This window comes from Ferrimonas sp. SCSIO 43195, from assembly GCF_023716685.1.
In the GTDB taxonomy this organism is placed as follows: domain Bacteria; phylum Pseudomonadota; class Gammaproteobacteria; order Enterobacterales; family Shewanellaceae; genus Ferrimonas; species Ferrimonas kyonanensis.
Map to the genome: position 1 here is coordinate 4,116,885 of NZ_CP072679.1, position 18,462 is coordinate 4,135,346.

The 18,462-nt window shown below is 56.8% G+C and carries 19 protein-coding genes; 5 read left to right on the top strand and 14 right to left on the bottom strand.

Annotated elements, in window-relative coordinates; genetic code table 11:
* The first annotated feature begins 51 nt into the window (after positions 1 to 51).
* The gene (rpoD, locus tag J8Z22_RS18935) at positions 52 to 1,884 is read left to right on the top strand and encodes an RNA polymerase sigma factor RpoD (RefSeq protein ID WP_028114423.1); all 1,833 of its coding nucleotides are present in this window, start codon (positions 52 to 54) and stop codon (positions 1,882 to 1,884) included.
* A 67-nt stretch (positions 1,885 to 1,951) separates the two neighbouring features.
* Here rpoD and J8Z22_RS18940 read toward each other — a convergent pair whose 3' ends face one another.
* Complete coding sequence (locus J8Z22_RS18940) at positions 1,952 to 2,740, bottom strand: crotonase/enoyl-CoA hydratase family protein (RefSeq protein ID WP_252007588.1); 789 nt, start codon at positions 2,738 to 2,740, stop codon at positions 1,952 to 1,954.
* Positions 2,741 to 2,925: 185 nt separating this feature from the next.
* Here J8Z22_RS18940 and J8Z22_RS18945 point away from each other — a divergent pair, with 185 nt between their 5' ends.
* Complete coding sequence (locus J8Z22_RS18945; protein ID WP_051252883.1) at positions 2,926 to 3,822, top strand: response regulator; 897 nt, start codon at positions 2,926 to 2,928, stop codon at positions 3,820 to 3,822.
* Positions 3,823 to 3,829: 7 nt separating this feature from the next.
* On the top strand, positions 3,830 to 4,792 hold the full coding sequence (locus J8Z22_RS18950) for a GGDEF domain-containing protein (RefSeq protein ID WP_028114420.1): 963 nt from the start codon (positions 3,830 to 3,832) through the stop codon (positions 4,790 to 4,792).
* Here J8Z22_RS18950 and J8Z22_RS18955 read toward each other — a convergent pair.
* From J8Z22_RS18955 to J8Z22_RS18985, 7 genes are all read right to left on the bottom strand, one after another.
* On the bottom strand, positions 4,786 to 4,944 hold the full coding sequence (locus J8Z22_RS18955) for a hypothetical protein (protein WP_169629313.1): 159 nt from the start codon (positions 4,942 to 4,944) through the stop codon (positions 4,786 to 4,788). The two genes, J8Z22_RS18950 and J8Z22_RS18955, sit on opposite strands and share 7 nt — an antisense overlap.
* 44 nt (positions 4,945 to 4,988) lie before the next feature.
* Entirely contained in the window at positions 4,989 to 5,510 is a 522-nt protein-coding gene (locus J8Z22_RS22170; RefSeq protein WP_051252882.1) for a type II secretion system protein, read from the bottom strand.
* Between the two features lie 63 nt (positions 5,511 to 5,573).
* The gene (gene rraB / locus J8Z22_RS18965) at positions 5,574 to 5,927 is read right to left on the bottom strand and encodes a ribonuclease E inhibitor RraB (RefSeq protein WP_035416282.1); all 354 of its coding nucleotides are present in this window, start codon (positions 5,925 to 5,927) and stop codon (positions 5,574 to 5,576) included.
* Between the two features lie 37 nt (positions 5,928 to 5,964).
* Complete coding sequence (locus J8Z22_RS18970) at positions 5,965 to 6,702, bottom strand: 1-acylglycerol-3-phosphate O-acyltransferase (RefSeq protein ID WP_028114419.1); 738 nt, start codon at positions 6,700 to 6,702, stop codon at positions 5,965 to 5,967.
* Positions 6,703 to 6,793: 91 nt separating this feature from the next.
* A complete protein-coding gene (locus J8Z22_RS18975; protein WP_252007590.1) occupies positions 6,794 to 7,435 on the bottom strand; it encodes a CatA-like O-acetyltransferase in 642 nt (213 codons plus the stop codon).
* A gap of 127 nt (positions 7,436 to 7,562) precedes the next feature.
* The gene (gene parC, locus J8Z22_RS18980; protein ID WP_252007592.1) at positions 7,563 to 9,818 is read right to left on the bottom strand and encodes a DNA topoisomerase IV subunit A; all 2,256 of its coding nucleotides are present in this window, start codon (positions 9,816 to 9,818) and stop codon (positions 7,563 to 7,565) included.
* A gap of 5 nt (positions 9,819 to 9,823) precedes the next feature.
* A complete protein-coding gene (locus tag J8Z22_RS18985) occupies positions 9,824 to 10,915 on the bottom strand; it encodes a sorbosone dehydrogenase family protein (protein ID WP_252007594.1) in 1,092 nt (363 codons plus the stop codon).
* Between the two features lie 460 nt (positions 10,916 to 11,375).
* Here J8Z22_RS18985 and J8Z22_RS18990 point away from each other — a divergent pair, with 460 nt between their 5' ends.
* On the top strand, positions 11,376 to 11,714 hold the full coding sequence (locus J8Z22_RS18990) for a hypothetical protein (protein WP_028114415.1): 339 nt from the start codon (positions 11,376 to 11,378) through the stop codon (positions 11,712 to 11,714).
* A 63-nt stretch (positions 11,715 to 11,777) separates the two neighbouring features.
* On the opposite strand, the gene parE is transcribed toward J8Z22_RS18990, so the two are convergent.
* From parE to nudF, 5 genes are read right to left on the bottom strand one after another with little or no spacing between them, the layout of a single operon-like run.
* Positions 11,778 to 13,670: a DNA topoisomerase IV subunit B gene (parE, locus tag J8Z22_RS18995; RefSeq protein WP_028114414.1), complete on the bottom strand. Its 1,893-nt coding sequence runs from the start codon at positions 13,668 to 13,670 to the stop codon at positions 11,778 to 11,780.
* Positions 13,671 to 13,727: 57 nt separating this feature from the next.
* Positions 13,728 to 14,303 carry a YqiA/YcfP family alpha/beta fold hydrolase gene (locus J8Z22_RS19000; protein ID WP_252007596.1) on the bottom strand — a complete coding sequence of 192 codons (576 nt, stop codon included), beginning with the start codon at positions 14,301 to 14,303 and terminating at the stop codon, positions 13,728 to 13,730.
* An 11-nt stretch (positions 14,304 to 14,314) separates the two neighbouring features.
* On the bottom strand, positions 14,315 to 15,139 hold the full coding sequence (gene cpdA, locus J8Z22_RS19005) for a 3',5'-cyclic-AMP phosphodiesterase (protein ID WP_028114412.1): 825 nt from the start codon (positions 15,137 to 15,139) through the stop codon (positions 14,315 to 14,317).
* 8 nt (positions 15,140 to 15,147) lie between these two features.
* Complete coding sequence (locus J8Z22_RS19010) at positions 15,148 to 15,582, bottom strand: DUF1249 domain-containing protein (RefSeq protein ID WP_051252880.1); 435 nt, start codon at positions 15,580 to 15,582, stop codon at positions 15,148 to 15,150.
* Complete coding sequence (nudF, locus tag J8Z22_RS19015) at positions 15,575 to 16,204, bottom strand: ADP-ribose diphosphatase (RefSeq protein WP_252007599.1); 630 nt, start codon at positions 16,202 to 16,204, stop codon at positions 15,575 to 15,577. The genes J8Z22_RS19010 and nudF overlap by 8 nt, the downstream gene beginning before the upstream one ends.
* 213 nt (positions 16,205 to 16,417) lie before the next feature.
* Here nudF and tolC point away from each other — a divergent pair, with 213 nt between their 5' ends.
* Entirely contained in the window at positions 16,418 to 17,731 is a 1,314-nt protein-coding gene (gene tolC / locus J8Z22_RS19020; RefSeq protein WP_252007602.1) for an outer membrane channel protein TolC, read from the top strand.
* Positions 17,732 to 17,794: 63 nt separating this feature from the next.
* Here tolC and J8Z22_RS19025 read toward each other — a convergent pair whose 3' ends face one another.
* Positions 17,795 to 18,460 (bottom strand): TIGR04219 family outer membrane beta-barrel protein, encoded by a 666-nt coding sequence (locus J8Z22_RS19025; RefSeq protein ID WP_028114409.1) that lies wholly within the window; start codon positions 18,458 to 18,460, stop codon positions 17,795 to 17,797.
* Positions 18,461 to 18,462: the final 2 nt, after the last annotated feature.

Below are 18,462 nucleotides of genomic sequence, written 5' to 3' on the forward strand. Positions count from 1 at the left end.
GCGCGCCAATCGCCAAATACCCGTATTCACAACCGTAAGTGGATGATATCTATGGATCAAACTCCGCAGTCACAACTTAAGCTTCTGGTAGCAAAAGGCAAAGAGCAGGGCTACCTGACCTACGCCGAGGTGAACGATCACCTGCCGGCGGATATGATCGATTCCGATCAGATCGAAGATATTATCCAGATGATTAACGACATGGGCATCAAGGTCTTCGAGACCGCACCTGACGGTGACACCTTGATGATGTCGGAAGACGCAACGGATGAAGATGCCGCCGAAGCGGCAGCCCAGGCGCTGGCCAGCGTCGAAGGTGAGCTTGGCCGTACCACCGACCCAGTCCGCATGTACATGCGTGAAATGGGCACCGTGGAACTGCTGACCCGTGAAGGTGAAATCCTGATCGCCAAGCGCATTGAAGATGGCATTAACCAGGTTCAATGTTCCGTTGCCGAATATCCGGAAGCCATCTCGTTCCTGCTGGATCAATGGGACCGATACGAAGCCGATGAGATTCGCCTGGCGGAGATCATCTCCGGCTTTATCTCCGACGACGAAGACGAAGCGAACGTGGCCCCCACCGCCACCCACGTGGGTTCTGAGCTGTCGAAAGAGGAGCTGGAAGACGAAGACGAAGACGACGAGGATGACGACGACGACACCCCGTCCGGTCCGGATCCAGAGGAAGCCCGTGAGAAATTCGCCGAACTGCGCCGCCATTATGAGCTGGCTCAGCAGGCGATCGCCGAGCACGGCCACGACTCTCTGGAAGTGGCAATGATCGTTACCCGGCTGTCCGAACTGTTTAAGCAGTTCCGTCTGGTTCCTAAGCAGTTTGATCATCTGGTCGGCAACATGCGCACCATGATGGACCGAGTTCGTGTTCAGGAACGTCTGATCATGAAACTGTGTGTCGAACAAGCCAAGATGCCGAAGAAAAACTTCATGAAGGCGTTCGCCGGCAGCGAAACCGATCCTGCCTGGCTGACCACAGAGTGTGACGCCGGCAAGAGCTACAGCCCCGCCCTGGCGCTGGTGCAGGAAGAGCTGAACCGCTGCATGGGCAAGCTGAAGCTGGTGGAGCAGGAAACCCGCCTGACCATCGGCCGCATCAAAGACATCAACCGTCGCATGTCCATTGGTGAAGCCAAGGCCCGTCGCGCCAAGAAGGAGATGGTGGAAGCCAACCTGCGTCTGGTGATCTCCATTGCCAAGAAATACACCAACCGGGGCCTGCAGTTCCTGGATCTGATTCAGGAAGGTAACATCGGCCTGATGAAGGCGGTGGACAAGTTTGAATACCGTCGCGGCTACAAGTTCTCCACCTACGCCACCTGGTGGATCCGTCAGGCCATTACCCGCTCCATTGCGGACCAGGCCCGAACCATCCGGATTCCGGTGCACATGATCGAAACCATCAACAAACTGAACCGCATCTCCCGTCAGATGCTGCAGGAGATGGGCCGAGAAGCCACCCCGGAAGAGCTGGCTGAACGGATGATGATGCCGGAAGACAAGATCCGCAAGGTACTGAAGATCGCCAAAGAGCCGATCTCCATGGAGACGCCCATCGGCGATGATGAAGACTCCCATCTGGGCGACTTTATCGAAGACACCACCCTGGCTCAGCCCATAGATGCCGCCACCAGCGAAAGTCTGAAAGTGGCCACCAATGAGGTGTTGGAAGGCTTGACCGCCCGCGAAGCCAAGGTGCTTCGAATGCGTTTCGGTATCGACATGAATACCGACCATACCCTGGAAGAAGTGGGCAAGCAGTTTGACGTAACCCGGGAGCGGATTCGTCAAATCGAAGCCAAGGCGCTGCGTAAACTGCGTCACCCTTCCCGTTCAGAGATTCTGAAAAGCTTCCTGGACGAATAGGATTTCGGTTACCGAAACAATAAAAACGCCCTGCCATTGCAGGGCGTTTTTTTATATCAACCAACCACTATCTGGGTAAATAATTTCGCTCTTTCCCCATCTGTTTGGCCACCGCTATTCGCTGGTTTTTAGACAGCATCATTTTAATCTGGCCCCAGGTTTCGCCAATCAGAATTCGGCCATTTGAGGCAAAGCCCCGCCGTCGATATAAACGCTTCACTTCCGCCAGGGCATTCGGAGAACGCTCCATCAGGGCCTGCGCCAATATCTCGGCGCGCTGTTTGGGCTGTTCGGCCACTTCGGTGACCAGGTTCAGCTGCAGTGCCCGCTCCGCTTCCACCGGCTCCGCCAGCATCGACAACATCAGCGCCTGATCCTGGGGCAATTGTTCCCGCAGGGCCAATGTGCCGCCCATATCAGGAATCAGCCCCCAGCGCCCCTCCATCACCGCCAGGCTGGCGTCGGGCGCAGCGATGCGAAAATCGGCCCCCAGGGCAATCTGCATGCCTCCGCCCCAGCAACGGCCCTCGATGGCGGCAATCACCGGCACCGGCAGATCCCGCCAACCGGTGTTGACCCTCTGAGCCAGGTTAGCCCGCCAGGGAAACACCTTAAACAACAATTTCATTGCCGAAGAGGGAGAATTAAACAACGACTTAATATCGATGCCCGAGCAAAAATCTCGTCCCTCACCGGACAAAATAACCACCCGCACATCTCGACGTCGATGCAGCTGTTTTTGCACGGATACCAAGGCCTTGAACAACGCATAATCCAACGCATTGCATTTATCCGGGCGATTCAATGACACCCAGGCAACACCATCTTTTACTGCCAATTTTACTTTTTCCGACATGACCACTCCTTTGCCGTCAGAAATTCATCACCGTCAGGATCATGACATTCTCGAATTAATTCAATAGAATGTTCACTAATACCACTGAATAAGAAGGTCTTTTGACCCAAGGGCACGGAGGCACCACTATCAAGGTTCTAATATGCGATGACTCAGCACTGGCCAGAAAGCAGCTGGCTAGGACCTTGCCGTCTGGCCTCTGCAGCGACATTGCGTTCGCCGAAAGTGGCGAGCGAGCGCTGGAAATGCTGAGCCAATCTGATTATCAGTTGCTGTTTCTCGACCTGAATATGCCAGGAATCGACGGCTATCAGGTGTTAGAAACGCTATCTGGTCAGACCTCCAAGCCTCAGACTATCGTGGTTTCCGCCGATATCCAAGCCCGGGCACTGCAAAGAGTCAAAGAACTCGGCGCGTTGGACTTCCTGAAAAAGCCCCTCAGTGCCTCGGATCTGGCCAGTGCCCTGGCCCGCTATCAGTTGCATGACGACAGCCCACCAACCCGGGTGGACGCCCAAAACGTCAGCCTGGAAGACGCGCTGCGGGAAATCTGCAACGTCGCCATGGGGCGTACCGCGTCGCTACTGGCGAAGGTGATCGATGACTTTGTGCACCTGCCGGTCCCCAAAGTCTCTCACTGGAGCGCCAACGATCTGGAGATGATGCTGACCGGTGCTCGCCAGGACAACGGCACTCAGATTCTGTCCCAGGGGTTTATCGGCGCCGGCATCGCCGGTGAAGCACTGCTGCTGTTCCATGACATCAATGAAACCGATCTGGGCCAGCTGTTTGGCTTCCAGGGGTGCAGCATCGACCAGCAGGAAGAGGTACTGATGGACGCCGCCAACCTGCTGTTTGGCGCCTTCCTCAACAGCCTGTCAGAACAGCTCAACGTTGCCTTCAGTCAGAGCCCGCCACTGATCTGGCGACACTCCAGCGAAGACACCCGGCTCTCCGGCGAGGTGTACGCCATCGAAATCAGTTACCGTCAGGAGCAGCACAAGCTCAATTGCGACCTGCTGCTACTGCTGCCCCAACCCAGCTGGCAACTGTTGCAAGTTCAACTAAAAGACCTCGTCTGAGCCCACCATGTCCAATAAAATCAGTCCCAATCCCGAACTGGATGCCCTGCACCTGCTCACCCAACTGGTGCAAACCATCGAAGTGGGGCTGGTCGTACTCGACCGGGATTGTCGAGTGCACCTGTGGAACAGTTTCATGGAAAACCACAGTGGCAAGCGTGCATCGCAACTGCGTGGCAGACGCATCTTTGATGTCTTTGCCGAATTGCCGGAGCGCTGGCTGACCAGCAAGCTGGAAACCGCCTTTCTGCTCAATAACCGCGCCTTTACCACCTGGGAGCAACGGCCGTTTATTTTTGAGTTTCCCAACTCGCGGCCGGTTACCGGGCAAAGCCCTTATATGTATCAGAACCTCACCATTCAGCCTCTGAGCAACCGTCTGGGCGAGGTCAACCATGTGGCGCTGGTCGTTTACGATGTCACCGTCGAGGCCAATCACCGCATGGCCCTGGCGAGAATGAGCCAAATCGACACCTTGACCGGACTGGCTAACCGGCGCCTGTGGCAGGAACACCTGGATAAAGAGTTTGAACGCAGCCGTCGCTACCAGCACCCTGCAACACTGATGGTACTGGACATCGACCACTTCAAATCCATCAACGATACCCTGGGCCACAGTGCCGGCGATACCGTCCTGGCCCAGGTCGGACAGCAACTGCGTAAGCTGCTCAGAAAGAGTGACATTGCCGCCCGGTATGGCGGTGAAGAGTTTACCCTGCTGCTGCCGGAAACCGGGCCCGAACAAGCGGCCCTGTTGGCCGAGCGGATTCGAAGTACCATGGAAGCGCAAGAGGTCAGCACTGAAAGCGGTTTAGCCCGCTTCACCGTCAGCATCGGTTACGCCATGTTTGAGCCGGGATTCAGTGACGATAAACAGTGGTTCAGGGCTGCCGACAAGGCCTTGTACGAAGCCAAACGCAGTGGTCGCAACCGCTGCATCCTCTACAGCGACACCCTGGATGCTCACTGATTCGGATAGCTGAAGGGCCCGTCTTCACGACGCCTGCCGCCCCCGTGACGCCGCTCAGCCTTGCCGGGTTCCCAGCGAATGTACTGACGACGATCTACCGTCTGGCGACGATGGATGCTGCGGCGTTCGACGCCGGATTGATGCTCTGCCATGGCCCCACCCCTCAACAGTCAGGTTGTTGAGCCACTCACTATAGCTACAAACGCACCACCTCTCCAGAAAGGCTGTTGTAACGAAATCTTAGACTGGTGTCTGATAGCAGGGTATAGCGACAACTCTGGCTGCCGATGTATTCAGACTGATAGGTGGCCAACTCTTTGGATACGGCCGGAGCGCGGTTGTCGGAGGCACTCCAGACCCCCTGTTCGGTATCAAGAATGGCATCCCACAGCAGCAGGCAGTCGTGTTCGTTGCCCACCGACTTGGTGCCGCCGCCCTCCAGGGTGCCTACTGGAAAGCCCTCGGCGTTGTAATCGACGCTGTTGTACAGGGCCTCGTTGGAGCAACTCAGGTTTTCCTGATCGCTGCCGCCACCACGGAGGCGCCAGCACAAATGGCTCTGATTCACGGCCTGACGAAACGCGGCAAAGGTGGTTTCAAACACGGCGGTTTCGGATTCGGAGTTAAGATCGATGAAGCGAGGTGCGGCGACAACCGCCAGAATGGCGAGCAGGATGATCACCACCACCAGCTCGATTAATGTAAACCCTTTGTTCATTCGCCCTCCCTGGCGCCTAAACCTAAGCGCCTTCATCAGCGCATCAGAATACCACCTGAGTGGTTACTCTACAAAATAGGTTCCCCAACCGTCGTACTGAACACCGTGTTTTTCGGCAAGTTCAATCAAAGTTTTGGCATCGCTGTTCAGGCGTTCGATATCGAGCTTATGTTCGATGATGGCATCAAACGCAAACACGGTGGCACCGTCATCCAGCTCCAGCTCTTCGGCGTCATCCACCTCAAAACCGGCCTTAAAGGCATCCACCGCCGCCTTCTCCAGTTTGTCAAAATTGGCACCGGAAAAATGGTGCTCAATGGTGTAGTCGGCATCGGGATTGGAGCCGTCTTCCAACAGCGCCTCGACAATATCCTGATTCTCTTGCAACTGCTCCTGAACCAACTCTTCAATGGTCATCGCCATCTCCACTAATAAACAAGTTTAGCCAATTATATCAGGCTGGCGTCGCCTTAGCTCCAGCCAGGCTCAATGCTTCCTGATTCAATTCATTGAGGCGCTGCTGCATCCGCTGATACACCTCTTCGGCCAACTCGCGAACGTGCTCCCGGCCATAGCCCTTGGTGGGAATCGGCTCCAGAGTCTCGACAATCACCACGCCATTGTTTTTCTGGTTCAGGTGTATGCCCTGCTGGTTGGAGGCCACCACCGGCACAATGGGCACCCCAGCCTGAATGGCAGTGTGGAAGGCGCCAGTCTTAAACGGCAACAAGCCGCGGCCACGGGAACGGGTACCTTCGGGAAAGATCCACACCGACAGCGACTTGGCGGTGATCTTCTCCGCCGCCTGCTGCAGGGTTCGTACCGCTTTGGAGCGATTAGCGCGATCGATCAGAATGTTGCCGGTCAACCAATACAACTGGCCGAAAAATGGAATCCATTTGAGGCTCTTCTTACCCATGGACACGGTTCCCGGAGGCACCGAACCGGTATGAGTAAACAGATCGTAGTTATTCTGGTGATTACTGACGTACACCACCGGCTCGTCACTGTCAGACTGGTGACCACGGTGGATCACCTTGATGCCCAGCACCGGCGCGACGCTGGAAAACACCTTGGCGGTATAGTGGACATTATTCCGGTGAAACGGGCGCAACAGGCACAACAGCATTCCCATCAGGGACACCACCACCAGTAGCACCGATAAAATCAAAGAACGCAACAGCAGCAACATCGGCGAATCTTTCTCCTCAAATCAGGGGCGCCCAGTATAGGCAACTCCCCTCATCGAAACAACGAATTCGTTACAACTGTGCGCTCAAATTTTATACCCAGTTGTGGCAGTCATCGAGACGTTGCTGTAATTGCTGATAAAACTGACCGGCATGCAAACCATCGGCAATGGCATGATGAATCTGAAATGCCAGCGGCAACACCACCTTATCGGGCTGTATGTCGTATTGGCCCCAGGTGATCCTCGGTACCGAATCGGCCGGACTCAAAGGCATCGGGTTGGTCATCTGGGTAAAGCGAACCCAGGGCAGACAGGACATGAAAATGGCGTCATCGTCGCTGTCATCCTGGTCGGAGAACAACTCTGAGCGCCGTACCGAGGCCAGTGACTGTTCGGTCATCGCCTGGGAAAACGCCTGAAAATCCTCACTGAATGCCACCCGGGTAAACCGCACCTGCTGATCCTCGCCCAAGGACGTCAGACCGGCATTGAGCCTGGGGTGCTCCAACACCCGTTGGCCCCGTATGCGCCAACGCATCCAGGGCAGTTCATTGGCCACGGTCATGATGGCATGGCTGATGGCGTGATACACCGAGATTCGACCGGACTGTCCCAACTGATGCAAGGCGGTGATCTCAACGTCGGCGCAGAGGCTAAAATAGGGTTGGTCCAATTGATTGAAAAAATGAAACTGCTGAGCACGAGGCCAGGTTTCCATGTCGAGGTACTTCATATATCCCTGTCTGAATCGGGCTGACCAAAGCCAGCAATAACGGCGCACCTATGCTACCACCATCGTGGCCACGAGTAGCCACTGCGCCATAAAAAAACGGAACCGTTGCGGTTCCGTTTGTGTGTTATCAGCCCTGAACCAGCTCCAGGTTATCCACCCGCTGCAGCCCCCTGGGCAACTTGTTGCCGCGACGGCCACGCTCGCCCTGATAGTGGGCCAGGTCGTCCGGCTTCAGGGTCAATTTGCGCTTGCCCGCCCACAAGGTCACTGCGGCCGTTTCCGGCACCACCATCAGGTGTTTGACAAACTCTTCGCGATTTTTCACTCGCTCGGTGGGGATGCCGATGATCTTGTTGCCCTTGCCCTTGCTCAGCACCGGCAGTTGGGCGATGGGGAACAACAACATCCGCCCTTCGGTGGTGATCGCCAGCAAGCGATCACTGGCCTGATCCGCCACCAGCGTCGGCGCCACAACCCGGGCACCCAACGGCACCGTCAGCAACGCCTTACCGGCCTTATTGCGGCTGATCATGTCCTTCAGGGCGCAGACAAACCCGTAGCCGGCATCGGTTGCCAGCAGGTACAAGGCCTCCGGGTCACCCATCATGGTGTGTTCCAGCACCTCGCCCGCCACCAGGTTAAAGCGGCCGGACAACGGCTCGCCCTGGCTGCGCGCCGACGGCAGGGTGTGGCTGTCGGTGGTGTAGCTGCGACCGGAACTTTCCAGGAAAATTACCGGCTGATTACTGCGGCCTCGAGCATGAGACAGGTAGCTGTCGCCGGATTTGTAGTTGAGCGTCTCAGGGTCCACCTCATGGCCTTTGGCCTGACGGGCCCAGGCTTTCTGAGACATCACCACGGTGATCGCTTCGGTGGGCATCAGCTCGGTTTCGCTCAGGGCCTTGGCTTCTCCCCGCTCCTGCAACGGGCTGCGACGTTCGTCACCGTAGGTCTCGGCATCCGCCAGCAGCTCTTTTTTGACCAGTGTCTTCATCCGTCGCTCGGAAGACAAAATCAGCTGCAGCTTATCGCGCTCGGTCGCCAGCTCATCCTGCTCGGCGCGAATCTTCATCTCTTCCAGCTTGGCCAGGTGGCGCAGCTTCAGATCCAGAATCGCTTCGGCCTGTTTCTCGCTGAGACCAAAGTGGGCCATCAGCACCGGCTTGGGCTCATCCTCGTTGCGAATGATGGCGATCACTTCGTCGATGTTCAGAAACGCAATCAGCAAACCATCGAGGATGTGCAGCCGAGCCAGAATCTTATCCAGACGGAATTGCAACCGCCGCCGCACCGTTTCCAGCCGGTACTCCAGCCATTCGGACAGGATGGTTTTCAGTCCCTTCACCGCCGGGCGCTGATCCAGCCCCAGCATGTTAAGGTTCACCCGGTAGCTTTTCTCCAGGTCCGTGGTCGCAAACAGGTGGGCCATGACCTGGTCCAGATCGACCCGGTTAGAACGAGGCACCACCACCAGGCGAGTGGGGTTTTCATGGTCGGACTCATCGCGAAGATCGGTGACCATCGGCAGTTTTTTGGCCTGCATCTGGGCGGCGATCTGCTCCAGAATCTTGGCGCCGGACACCTGGTGCGGCAATTCGGTAATCACCACCTCTCCCTGCTCGATGCTGTAGACCGCCCGCATCTTGATGGATCCCTTACCGGTGGCGTACAACTTGGCAATGTCGGCCTGGGGGGTAATGATCTCCGCCCGGGTCGGGTAATCCGGCCCCTTAACGAAGGTCATCAATTGCTCCAGCTCGGCCCTGGGGTTGTCCAGCAGGTGCGCACAGGCGTTGGCGACTTCGCGGGCGTTATGGGGTGGAATGTCGGTGGCCATGCCGACCGCAATGCCGGTGATGCCATTAAGCAGGATGTGAGGCAATCGAGCCGGCAGGGTTTTCGGCTCCTTCATGGTGCCATCAAAGTTGACGCCCCAGTCGACGGTGCCTTGCCCCAGCTCTCCCAGCAACACCTCAGAGAACTTAGACAGGCGGGACTCGGTATACCGCATGGCGGCAAACGACTTAGGATCGTCGGCGGCGCCCCAGTTGCCCTGGCCATCCACCAGCGGGTAACGATAGCTGAAAGGCTGGGCCATCAAGACCATGGCTTCGTAGCAGGCGCTGTCACCGTGCGGATGGTACTTACCCAGCACATCCCCCACGGTCCGGGCGGACTTCTTGTATTTGGCGGTGGCCGACAACCCCAGCTCACTCATGGCATAGATGATTCGCCGCTGTACCGGCTTGAGGCCATCACCAATGTGGGGCAGAGCACGATCCATGATCACGTACATGGAGTAGTTCAGGTAGGCCTCTTCGGTGAAAGCGTGCAGCGGCCGCTGCTCAATCCCTTCCAGGCTCATTTCAGTTGCATCACTCATTGTCATTATCTATCCGCGTGGGCCGGCGAGTCGGTGTACGTCAATTTGTAAACGGCACCATTATAATCGTCAGAAATCAAAAGCGAACCGTCTGGGTGCTCAAGAAAAGCGACCGGACGGGCCAAAGGTTGTTCTCCATCAAGCCAACCGTCAATAACCACCTGATATTGAGGCGCTCCCTGCTCATCCTCTCGCAACATGGTCACCCGGTAACCCACCTTGCTGCTGCGATTCCAACTGCCGTGTTCGGCGATGAACAACGCCTGCCGATACGGGGCCGGAAACTGAGTTCCTCGATAGAAATGCACCCCCAGGGGGGCAACGTGAGCCTGCAGTTCAAACCACGGCGGCTGAACTGCCCGCAGCCGATCCTCGGAAGTACGAAACTGCGGATCCAACACCGAGTTACCATGGACAAAGGGAAAACCAAAATCGGCTCCGGCCGTGCTCAGGCGATTGATCTCATCCGGTGGTGAATCGTCCCCCAGGTGATCGCGGCCGTTGTCGGAAAAAAACAGCTCACCGGTACGGGGATGGAAGTCAAAACCGACGCTGTTCCTCACCCCGGTGGCCAACACCTCATAGTGCCCCTTGTGCAGATGCAGGGCCAGCAGACTGGCGTAAGGCCGCCCCCGATTGCAGACGTTGCAGGGCGCCCCCACGGGGACAATCAACCGACCGCTCGAATCGAAACGGATGAACTTCCAACCATGATGGGAATCGCTGGGTAAACCATCAAATGCCACCTCATAGGTGGGGTCCATCAAGTTGGCTTCGATGTCATCGAAGCGCAGGATGCGGTTCACCGCCGCCACGTACAAGGCGCCGTCACGAAACGCGATGCCGGATGGCATAAACAGCCCTTTGGCAATGATGTCGCGGGTTTCATAGTGGCCATCGCCATCGAGATCGCGCAAGGCATACACCTTGCCCTGTTTGCGGCTACCGACAAACAGGGTCCCCTGTGCTCCCCAGGCCATCTGCCGGGCGTCGGGCACCCGATCCGACACTGTCTGCAGAGAAAATCCCGGCGGTAACTGCACCGCCCACACCCAGGCAGGCAACAACCACAGACTCACCATCGCCACTATCCGCATCCAACAATCTCCTTTTGTCACTGTCACCAACCTAGTGCAACCAGCCAGCCAAAGAAAGCCATCTACTCTGTGAGCTCAGAAAAACAGTGCATTAATCGGCGTATTTGCTGAATATGCACTCACAGACAGACTGAACCCTCTGGTGGCTGTTGTTTGCTCGAATGTTAAGAAAAAACCACCGACAGATAACCAGCTTTGCGTTTCCCGACCAGCAGATCTTCAATATTTATTATAATCGGATGGTTAACATCAATAATTTGTGATTATTTCGCAAATTCCGGAGATCACAAAACCAGGCAGAAACGCGACAGCCATCACCACACCAACACCTCATCAGTGACCGCAAGCACAGAAAGAGAGGTTAAAAAAACCGCAGATCCATTAGTGTGAACTGGTCACAGAATCCACCAATCACGGTTTGCTATTAATACGCCAGCACTCAACAAGGTGGGTAAAAACCATGCAAAGCGTAATCAATACATTGGATAAAAACAGCCCTTCAACGCCGCGCCGCCCAAAACTGGAAGATTTGGTCAAAGACAGCGGCTGGATCAATGAAACCACCGCCGTTACCCAGGAACCCGATGGCAGCCTGGTGCATTGGCGCATGCCTCTCCACCAGGTGGTGGCTGCCCGTCTGTCCTACCCGGCAAAATCTCTGCGCAGCGAGCTGGGCGGCAGCTTTTCCAAATGCGTGGTGCAGGTCGCCCATGAAAAACGTGAACTGGCAGAAGACTGGTCCAGCGGCGTTGTCAGTGCCCTTAACTTTATGGACTGCAAAAAGCGCACCGCCTGGTAAGCCCTGCCCGATCGAAAAGGGCCACCTGATGGCGACCCTTTTTCTGAGGGTGGCGTGGCGCACTCAGTTTTCCAGTGCCGCCAGGTCGCCCTTACTTTCCAACCAGCTTTTGCGATCGCTGGCCCGCTTTTTCGCCAGCAACATGTCCATCAAGGCCTCGGTGGCCTGCTGATCGTCCACGGTTAACTGCACCAGGCGACGGGTATTGGGGTCCATGGTGGTTTCCCGCAGTTGCCCCGGATTCATTTCACCCAGGCCCTTGAATCGGGTGACCTGGACTTTTCCGCGTTTCTTCTCGGCGGCGATGCGATCCAGAATGCCTTGGCGCTCACTGTCATCCAGGGCGTAGTGCACCTCTTTACCCACATCGATGCGGAACAGCGGCGGCATGGCAACGTACACGTGTCCGTGCTCCACCAGGGTGCGAAAGTGCTTCACAAACAGGGCACACAGCAAGGTGGCGATGTGGAGGCCGTCGGAGTCGGCATCGGCCAGGATGCACACCTTGCCATAACGCAACCCGGACAGATCCTCGGAATCCGGATCCATGCCCAGGGCGATGGAGATGTTGTGCACCTCCTGAGACGCCAGCACTTGAGAGGCGTCCACCTCCCAGGTATTCAGAATTTTCCCCCGCAGCGGCATGATCGCCTGGAAATCCCGATCCCGGGCTTGCTTGGCACTGCCACCGGCGGAGTCACCCTCCACCAGGAACAGTTCACCGCGCATCGGCTCGGTGGTGGTGCAGTCGGTCAGTTTGCCGGGTAGGGCCGGCCCCGAGGTGATTTTCTTGCGGGCCACTTTTTTGGCTTTGCGCAGACGCGTTTGAGCGCTGGAGATACAGAACTCGGCGATCGCCTCGGCCTGCTCGGTATGCTCATTGAGCCACAGGCTGAACGCGTCCCGAACCACGCCGGAGATGAACGCGGCAGATTGCCGGGACGACAACCGCTCCTTGGTCTGGCCGGCGAACTGGGGATCCTGCATCTTGGTGGAGAGGATGTAGCTGACCTTGTCCCAGATGTCTTCTGGTGCCAGCTTGATGCCCCTGGGCATCAGGTTGCGGAACTCGCAAAACTCCCGCAACGCTTCCAGCAGCCCCTGGCGCAAACCGTTGACGTGAGTTCCCCCTTGCGCGGTGGGGATCAGGTTGACGTAACTCTCGGTGATCGATTCGCCGCCCTCCGGCTGCCATACCAGGGCCCAGTCAACCGCTTCATTGTTTGCGGAAAACGCACCGGTAAACGGAACCTCAGGCAGCATCGGCCACGACTTGACCGAGTCATACAGATAGTCTTTGAGGCCATCCTCGAAATACCATTCGGTGACTTCACCGGCGACCTTGTTGTCAAACTTGATCCTCAGTCCCGGGCACAGCACCGCCTTGGCCCGCAGCAGGTGGGTCATTCTCGCCACCGAAAAATTGGCGGAATCGAAGTAGCTGGGATCGGGCCAGAAATGAACCCGGGTGCCGCTGTTGCGGCGGCCACAGGTGCCGGTCACCTGCAAATCCTGAACCTTATCCCCGTGTTCAAACGCGATCTCGTGCACCTGGCCGTCGCGGCGAACACTGACTTCCACCCGGGAGGACAAGGCGTTCACCACCGAGATGCCCACCCCGTGCAGACCGCCTGAAAACTGGTAGTTCTGGTTGGAGAATTTACCGCCGGCGTGCAGCTTGCACATGATCAATTCGATTCCCGGGACCCCCTCTTCCGGGTGAATGTCCACCGGCATCCCCCGGCCATCGTCGATCACTTCCAAAGACTGGTCTTTATGAAGGATGATCTGAATGGAGCTGGCATGACCCGCCAGGGCCTCATCGACGCTGTTGTCGATCACTTCCTGCCCGAGGTGGTTGGGGCGGGTGGTGTCGGTGTACATTCCCGGGCGCCGTTTAACCGGCTCCAGTCCATTCAGAACCTCAATGGCATCAGAGGTATATTGAGTTGTCATCTAGGGGTCCAATTCGATTTTACTAAGGGTCATAGTACCGAGTGTGATCACCGGCAATCAAGCCAGTTCCAGGAACCGGCAGGCGTCAGGCAACTGCCGCTCGAAATTGACAAAACTGTGGTCGCCGCCCGCCTCCACCACCATCTGGCAGTGATGGTACTTATCGACAGCCTGACGATAATCCAGCACTTCATCGCCGCTTTGCAACAACACCAAGAACTGTTGCGGTTCGCTGATCACCGGCGTATCCAGCGCCTTGAGCTGAGTCATGTGCTCAGGCAACACCTCAAAGTGCTCCTGAGTGTAGGGATTCTGTTGCGGCCCCAGATAATCCCGCAGCAACTCATAGGGCCGCACCGCCGGATTGATCAACACCGCCTTACCGCCGTACTTCTGAGCCAGGTAACTGGCAAAGTATCCCCCCAGGGAACTGCCCAGCATTCTCAGGGGCTCTCCGGCCGCGACCGCCGGGGCCACCAGCGCCTGCAACTGGGCCATGGCCTCCGTCGGAGTGGTCGCCAATCTGGGCACCGCCAGCGGTTCGTGCGGATGGTGGCGCGCCAGATAGCGCCGTACCTGCATCGCCTTTTCAGATTGGGGGGAACTGTTGAAACCGTGGATATAGAGCAGCATAGGTCCCTTGCCTAATAGCCCGATGCAGTCCTGTCCGGTTGGAACTGATCACCAGGCAATCGTTTCACTTGGGTGTCGATGCTACCATCGGCACCCAGGGTCAGCAAACGGTAGCCCGGTTGCAGATGATCCAGGGTAAAGTCATGGCAGTGGGGACGAAACTGAATCGAGGTCGAAGGCGCCGCCATCATTCGAATCCCCCCAATGCGCTGATCCATCTGCTGATGCACGTGTCCCCAGATCACCCCTTTAACGGTGTCGAACCGCTGAATCAATGCATTGAATTCAGGTCCGTTGTCGAGACGATGCTGGTCCAGCCAGGTACAGCCGGTATCCAGTGGGTGGTGATGCAGGGCGATCAAGGTGTGGTAAGCCGCAGAGTGGGTCAGCACCGCTTCCAACCACTCCAGCCGATGATGGTTGAGGTGGCCACCCGGCAGCCCCAGCACGGTGCTGTCGAGCTGCAACAACTGCCAACGTCCGAGGATGATGCGCCGGTCAAGCATGATGCCACTGCCCGCCAGGCCTTGCTCCATGCGGTCAAAGGCATCGTGGTTGCCTGGCAGGGCGGTGGCCGGCAGGCCCAGTTGACCCACGGCATCGGCAAAATTGCGGTAGGCGCCGATGCTGTGATCCTGGCTGATGTCCCCGGAGGCGATCACCATGTCGATCGGCTCCTGCGCCACCTGCTTCAACACCGTCTCAAAGCTGTCCCAGGGATTCAGGCCCAGAAACTCCGCCCCTTTATCGGCAAACAGGTGGGGATCAGAAATTTGTGCGATGCAAACATCCTGCCGGTGGGCAGGGAACGTCAATGCCTTGGCTCGAACACTCAAGGGCCGGTTTACTCCCTAACTACAGCCGCCATCGATTTCAGCCGGTGGGGCGCTAAACATTCCAATATCTCAGCCAGAAACAAGTTCGTCTGAAACCTGTCCCGAGCAAGTAACAATTTGGCAGTCTTCCAATCATATACCGGCCACAGTCCAGAGATCTGTTGACCACTTAACACTTCTGCAAGCTGAGCATCGTGGTACATCCTAACCGACATTGTCGGCAGAGTCAGCCAGGCACTGGAAGGCAACCAGCGTTGAATCTGTAACACCTGGGTGTAGCGAGTTTGTTCCAGCAGACAGAACCCCAGCTCCACATTGGGTGCCAGATTCAGGTGCCAGTGTTGGCCCTGAGAGACGGTCTCCGGCACCAGGGGCAGCAGCCGCAAATAGTTGCGGCCATAGAGTGCGTGCAGCTTTGCCAGCGAGTGGCGGCCTTTAGCCATGATCGACCCGATGCTCCAGTTTATGATGATTCAGCTCAAGCCATTGTAGCCCAATCACACTGCTGGCATTGTCGATTCTTCCCTGCTCCACCCACTGATAGGCGTCGGCACGGGGCAACACCAGCACTCGAATGTCTTCATGTTCGTGATCCAACCCGTGCACGCCGGATGCCCGCTCGCTGTCCACTTCCGCCAATACCAGGAACAGCCGCTCCGAACTGCCACCGGGCGAAGACAAGTGACTGCCCACCTGAGTCAGACGGCGGGCGCTAAGGCCGGTTTCCTCCATCAACTCCCTGGCCGCGACTTCGAGCACCGACTGCTCATCGTCCATCATTCCGGCCACCAACTCATACAACCAGGGCGAATCGGCATTACCGATGGCCGGCACCCGCAGTTGCTCAATCAGCACCACCCGATCCCGAACCGGGTCATAGGGCACCACCACCACCGCATTGCCGCGCTCAAACACCTCCCGGGTCACCGTGCCACTCTGGCCGCCCTCGAACAACGGATGGCGCAAAGTCAGCTCCACCACCTTGAAAAAGCCCTGGTAGACGACTTTTCTATTTAAAATATCAATGTTTTCAACAGATAACTGAGTTGGAACGTCGTTATTCATCGCAGTCCCCTGTGTTTGATGAATTGTTGCAAGCTGTCTGATTCCATAACCTGTTACACTTATCGAAGTAAAATGATTGACTTACCTAGGCTCAATTCAGTTTACTAAGCCTGTCAAAGTCAAGGTCGTCTTGGGAATAACGGGTTTTCCCAGCCCGGAAATATAGCTTGCCATAGGTGCAGGCTAGCTTTGTATTTACTTTAAGGATTTGAAATGCGATTCAAATTTCGTGCAATGACCATTGCGCTTGGCCTGGCCAGTGCGACCCTGCCAGCCCAAGCGGACGATCTGTACCAGATCTACCAGCAAGCACTTACCAAGGACCCGGTACTGCTGCAAGCCAAAGCCACCCGGGATGCGGCGTTCGAAGCCATCGATCAGAGTCGAGCCTCTCTGCTGCCACAAATCAGTGGTTCATTGGGCTACGGCGTTAACTGGTTCGATGATTTGGGCGAACAGACCGACGACGGCGGCAGCGGCAGCGCTGGCTTGTCGTTGAACCAAAGCATCTACGACCACGCCAACTACGTCAATCTGGCGTTGTCAGAGAAGAGTGCCTCTCAATCCGATGCCAACTACGCTCTGGCGGTGCAGAACCTGGTGGTTCGCGTGTCTCAGGCCTATTTCGACGTACTGTCGGCTCAGGATGCCCTGGAGTTCGTGCAGGCCAACAAGCGCGCCATTGAGCGACAGTTGGAACAGACTAAGCAGCGGTTCGCCGTCGGCCTGACCGCCATCACCGATGTGCATGAAGCACAGGCGCAATACGATCTGGCGGTCGCCGAAGAGATCAACGCTCAGAATACGCTGGAAAACAGCTACGAAGGCCTGCGTGAAATCACCGGCATACCGCACACCGACCTGGCGGTGCTGGACACTCAACGATTCAGCCCTTCCACACCGACGCCGTCCACTCACGAAGCCTGGCTTGCCCTGGGTGAAGAGAGCAGCCTGGAGCTGTTGAGCCGTCGTCTGGGTGTGGATATCGCCAAAGAGCGGATCAATCTGGCCAAAACCGGACATCTGCCAAGCCTGGGCCTGAGTGCCGGCGTGACCAAGTCGTTCAGCGAGGACGATCGGGTCGGCAGCATCAGCAATGACACCACGGGTAATGTGGCGTTGCAGTTGAGCGTGCCGATTTTCCAGGGTTTCTCCGTCAGCAGCCAGGTTGAACAGGCGAAGTACAACTTCGTGGCTTCCTCCCAGGCACTGGAAGAGTCTCACCGCTCGGTGGTACGCAGCCTGCGCAACAGCCTCAACAACGTCAACGCCTCCATGAGCACCATCCGAGCCTATGAGCAATCCGTTGTCTCGGCGGAAAGCGCCCTGAAAGCCACCGAAGCCGGCTTTGAGGTGGGCACCCGTACCATTGTTGAAGTACTGACCTCCACCCGTCAGTTGTACAGCGCCAAGCAGCAACTTGCCGACGCCCGTTACAACTACATTCTGGCGGTGCTGTCGCTGAAACAAGCGGCCGGTACCCTGAGTGAAGAAGACGTGCAGATGATCAACAAGGGTCTGAAATAACCCGCGTTCATCGGCCACAAAAAAACCGCCCTCGGGCGGTTTTTTTATGCTTTGTATCTGGACTCAGAAGCTGAGTTCGACACCGGCAAACACACCGGAGAACTCCAGATCGGCGTTGGTGCCCCAACGGCTGACATCAAAGCTGTGCTGACGATAGCCGCCTTTGACCGCCAGATTCAGGGGCAGCATGTCCAGCTCCCAGCCCAAACCCAGTTGATAATCACTGATGTCCTTGTCGTCGTATTTGCCCACAGACACGTCGGTATAGATAAACAGACCGGTGCCAACCAGGTTCACCTGGCCTTTGGCGTACGCCAGCAAAATGCCGTCATCGAGATCATCGCTGTTAAAGCCACCGTCATTGAGTTTACCGCTGTAGATGCGGTAGTTGGCACCCAGATCCAGCTCGACGGCGCCGTTGTCCAGCAGCTCATAATAGGCAATGAAATCGGTGTTGGTCAGATCCGCACTCAATGAACCGTTGCCGTCGGCTTCCTGCTGGTTATGACGCACCATCAAGTTTGGTAGCAACGGAATGAAGTGCTCAAACGCCACATAGCCGCTGAAGCGGTAGCTATCGTCCCAGCCGGCACCACTGCCACGCACATTGCCATCAACGCTGTTCTGCTGAAGATCCAGGCCCAGTTTCACTCCCAGCACATCGGCATGAGCGCCCACGGAGATCAACGAAGCAATTGCGGCGGCAGCCAGGCTTAGTTTTACACGCATTG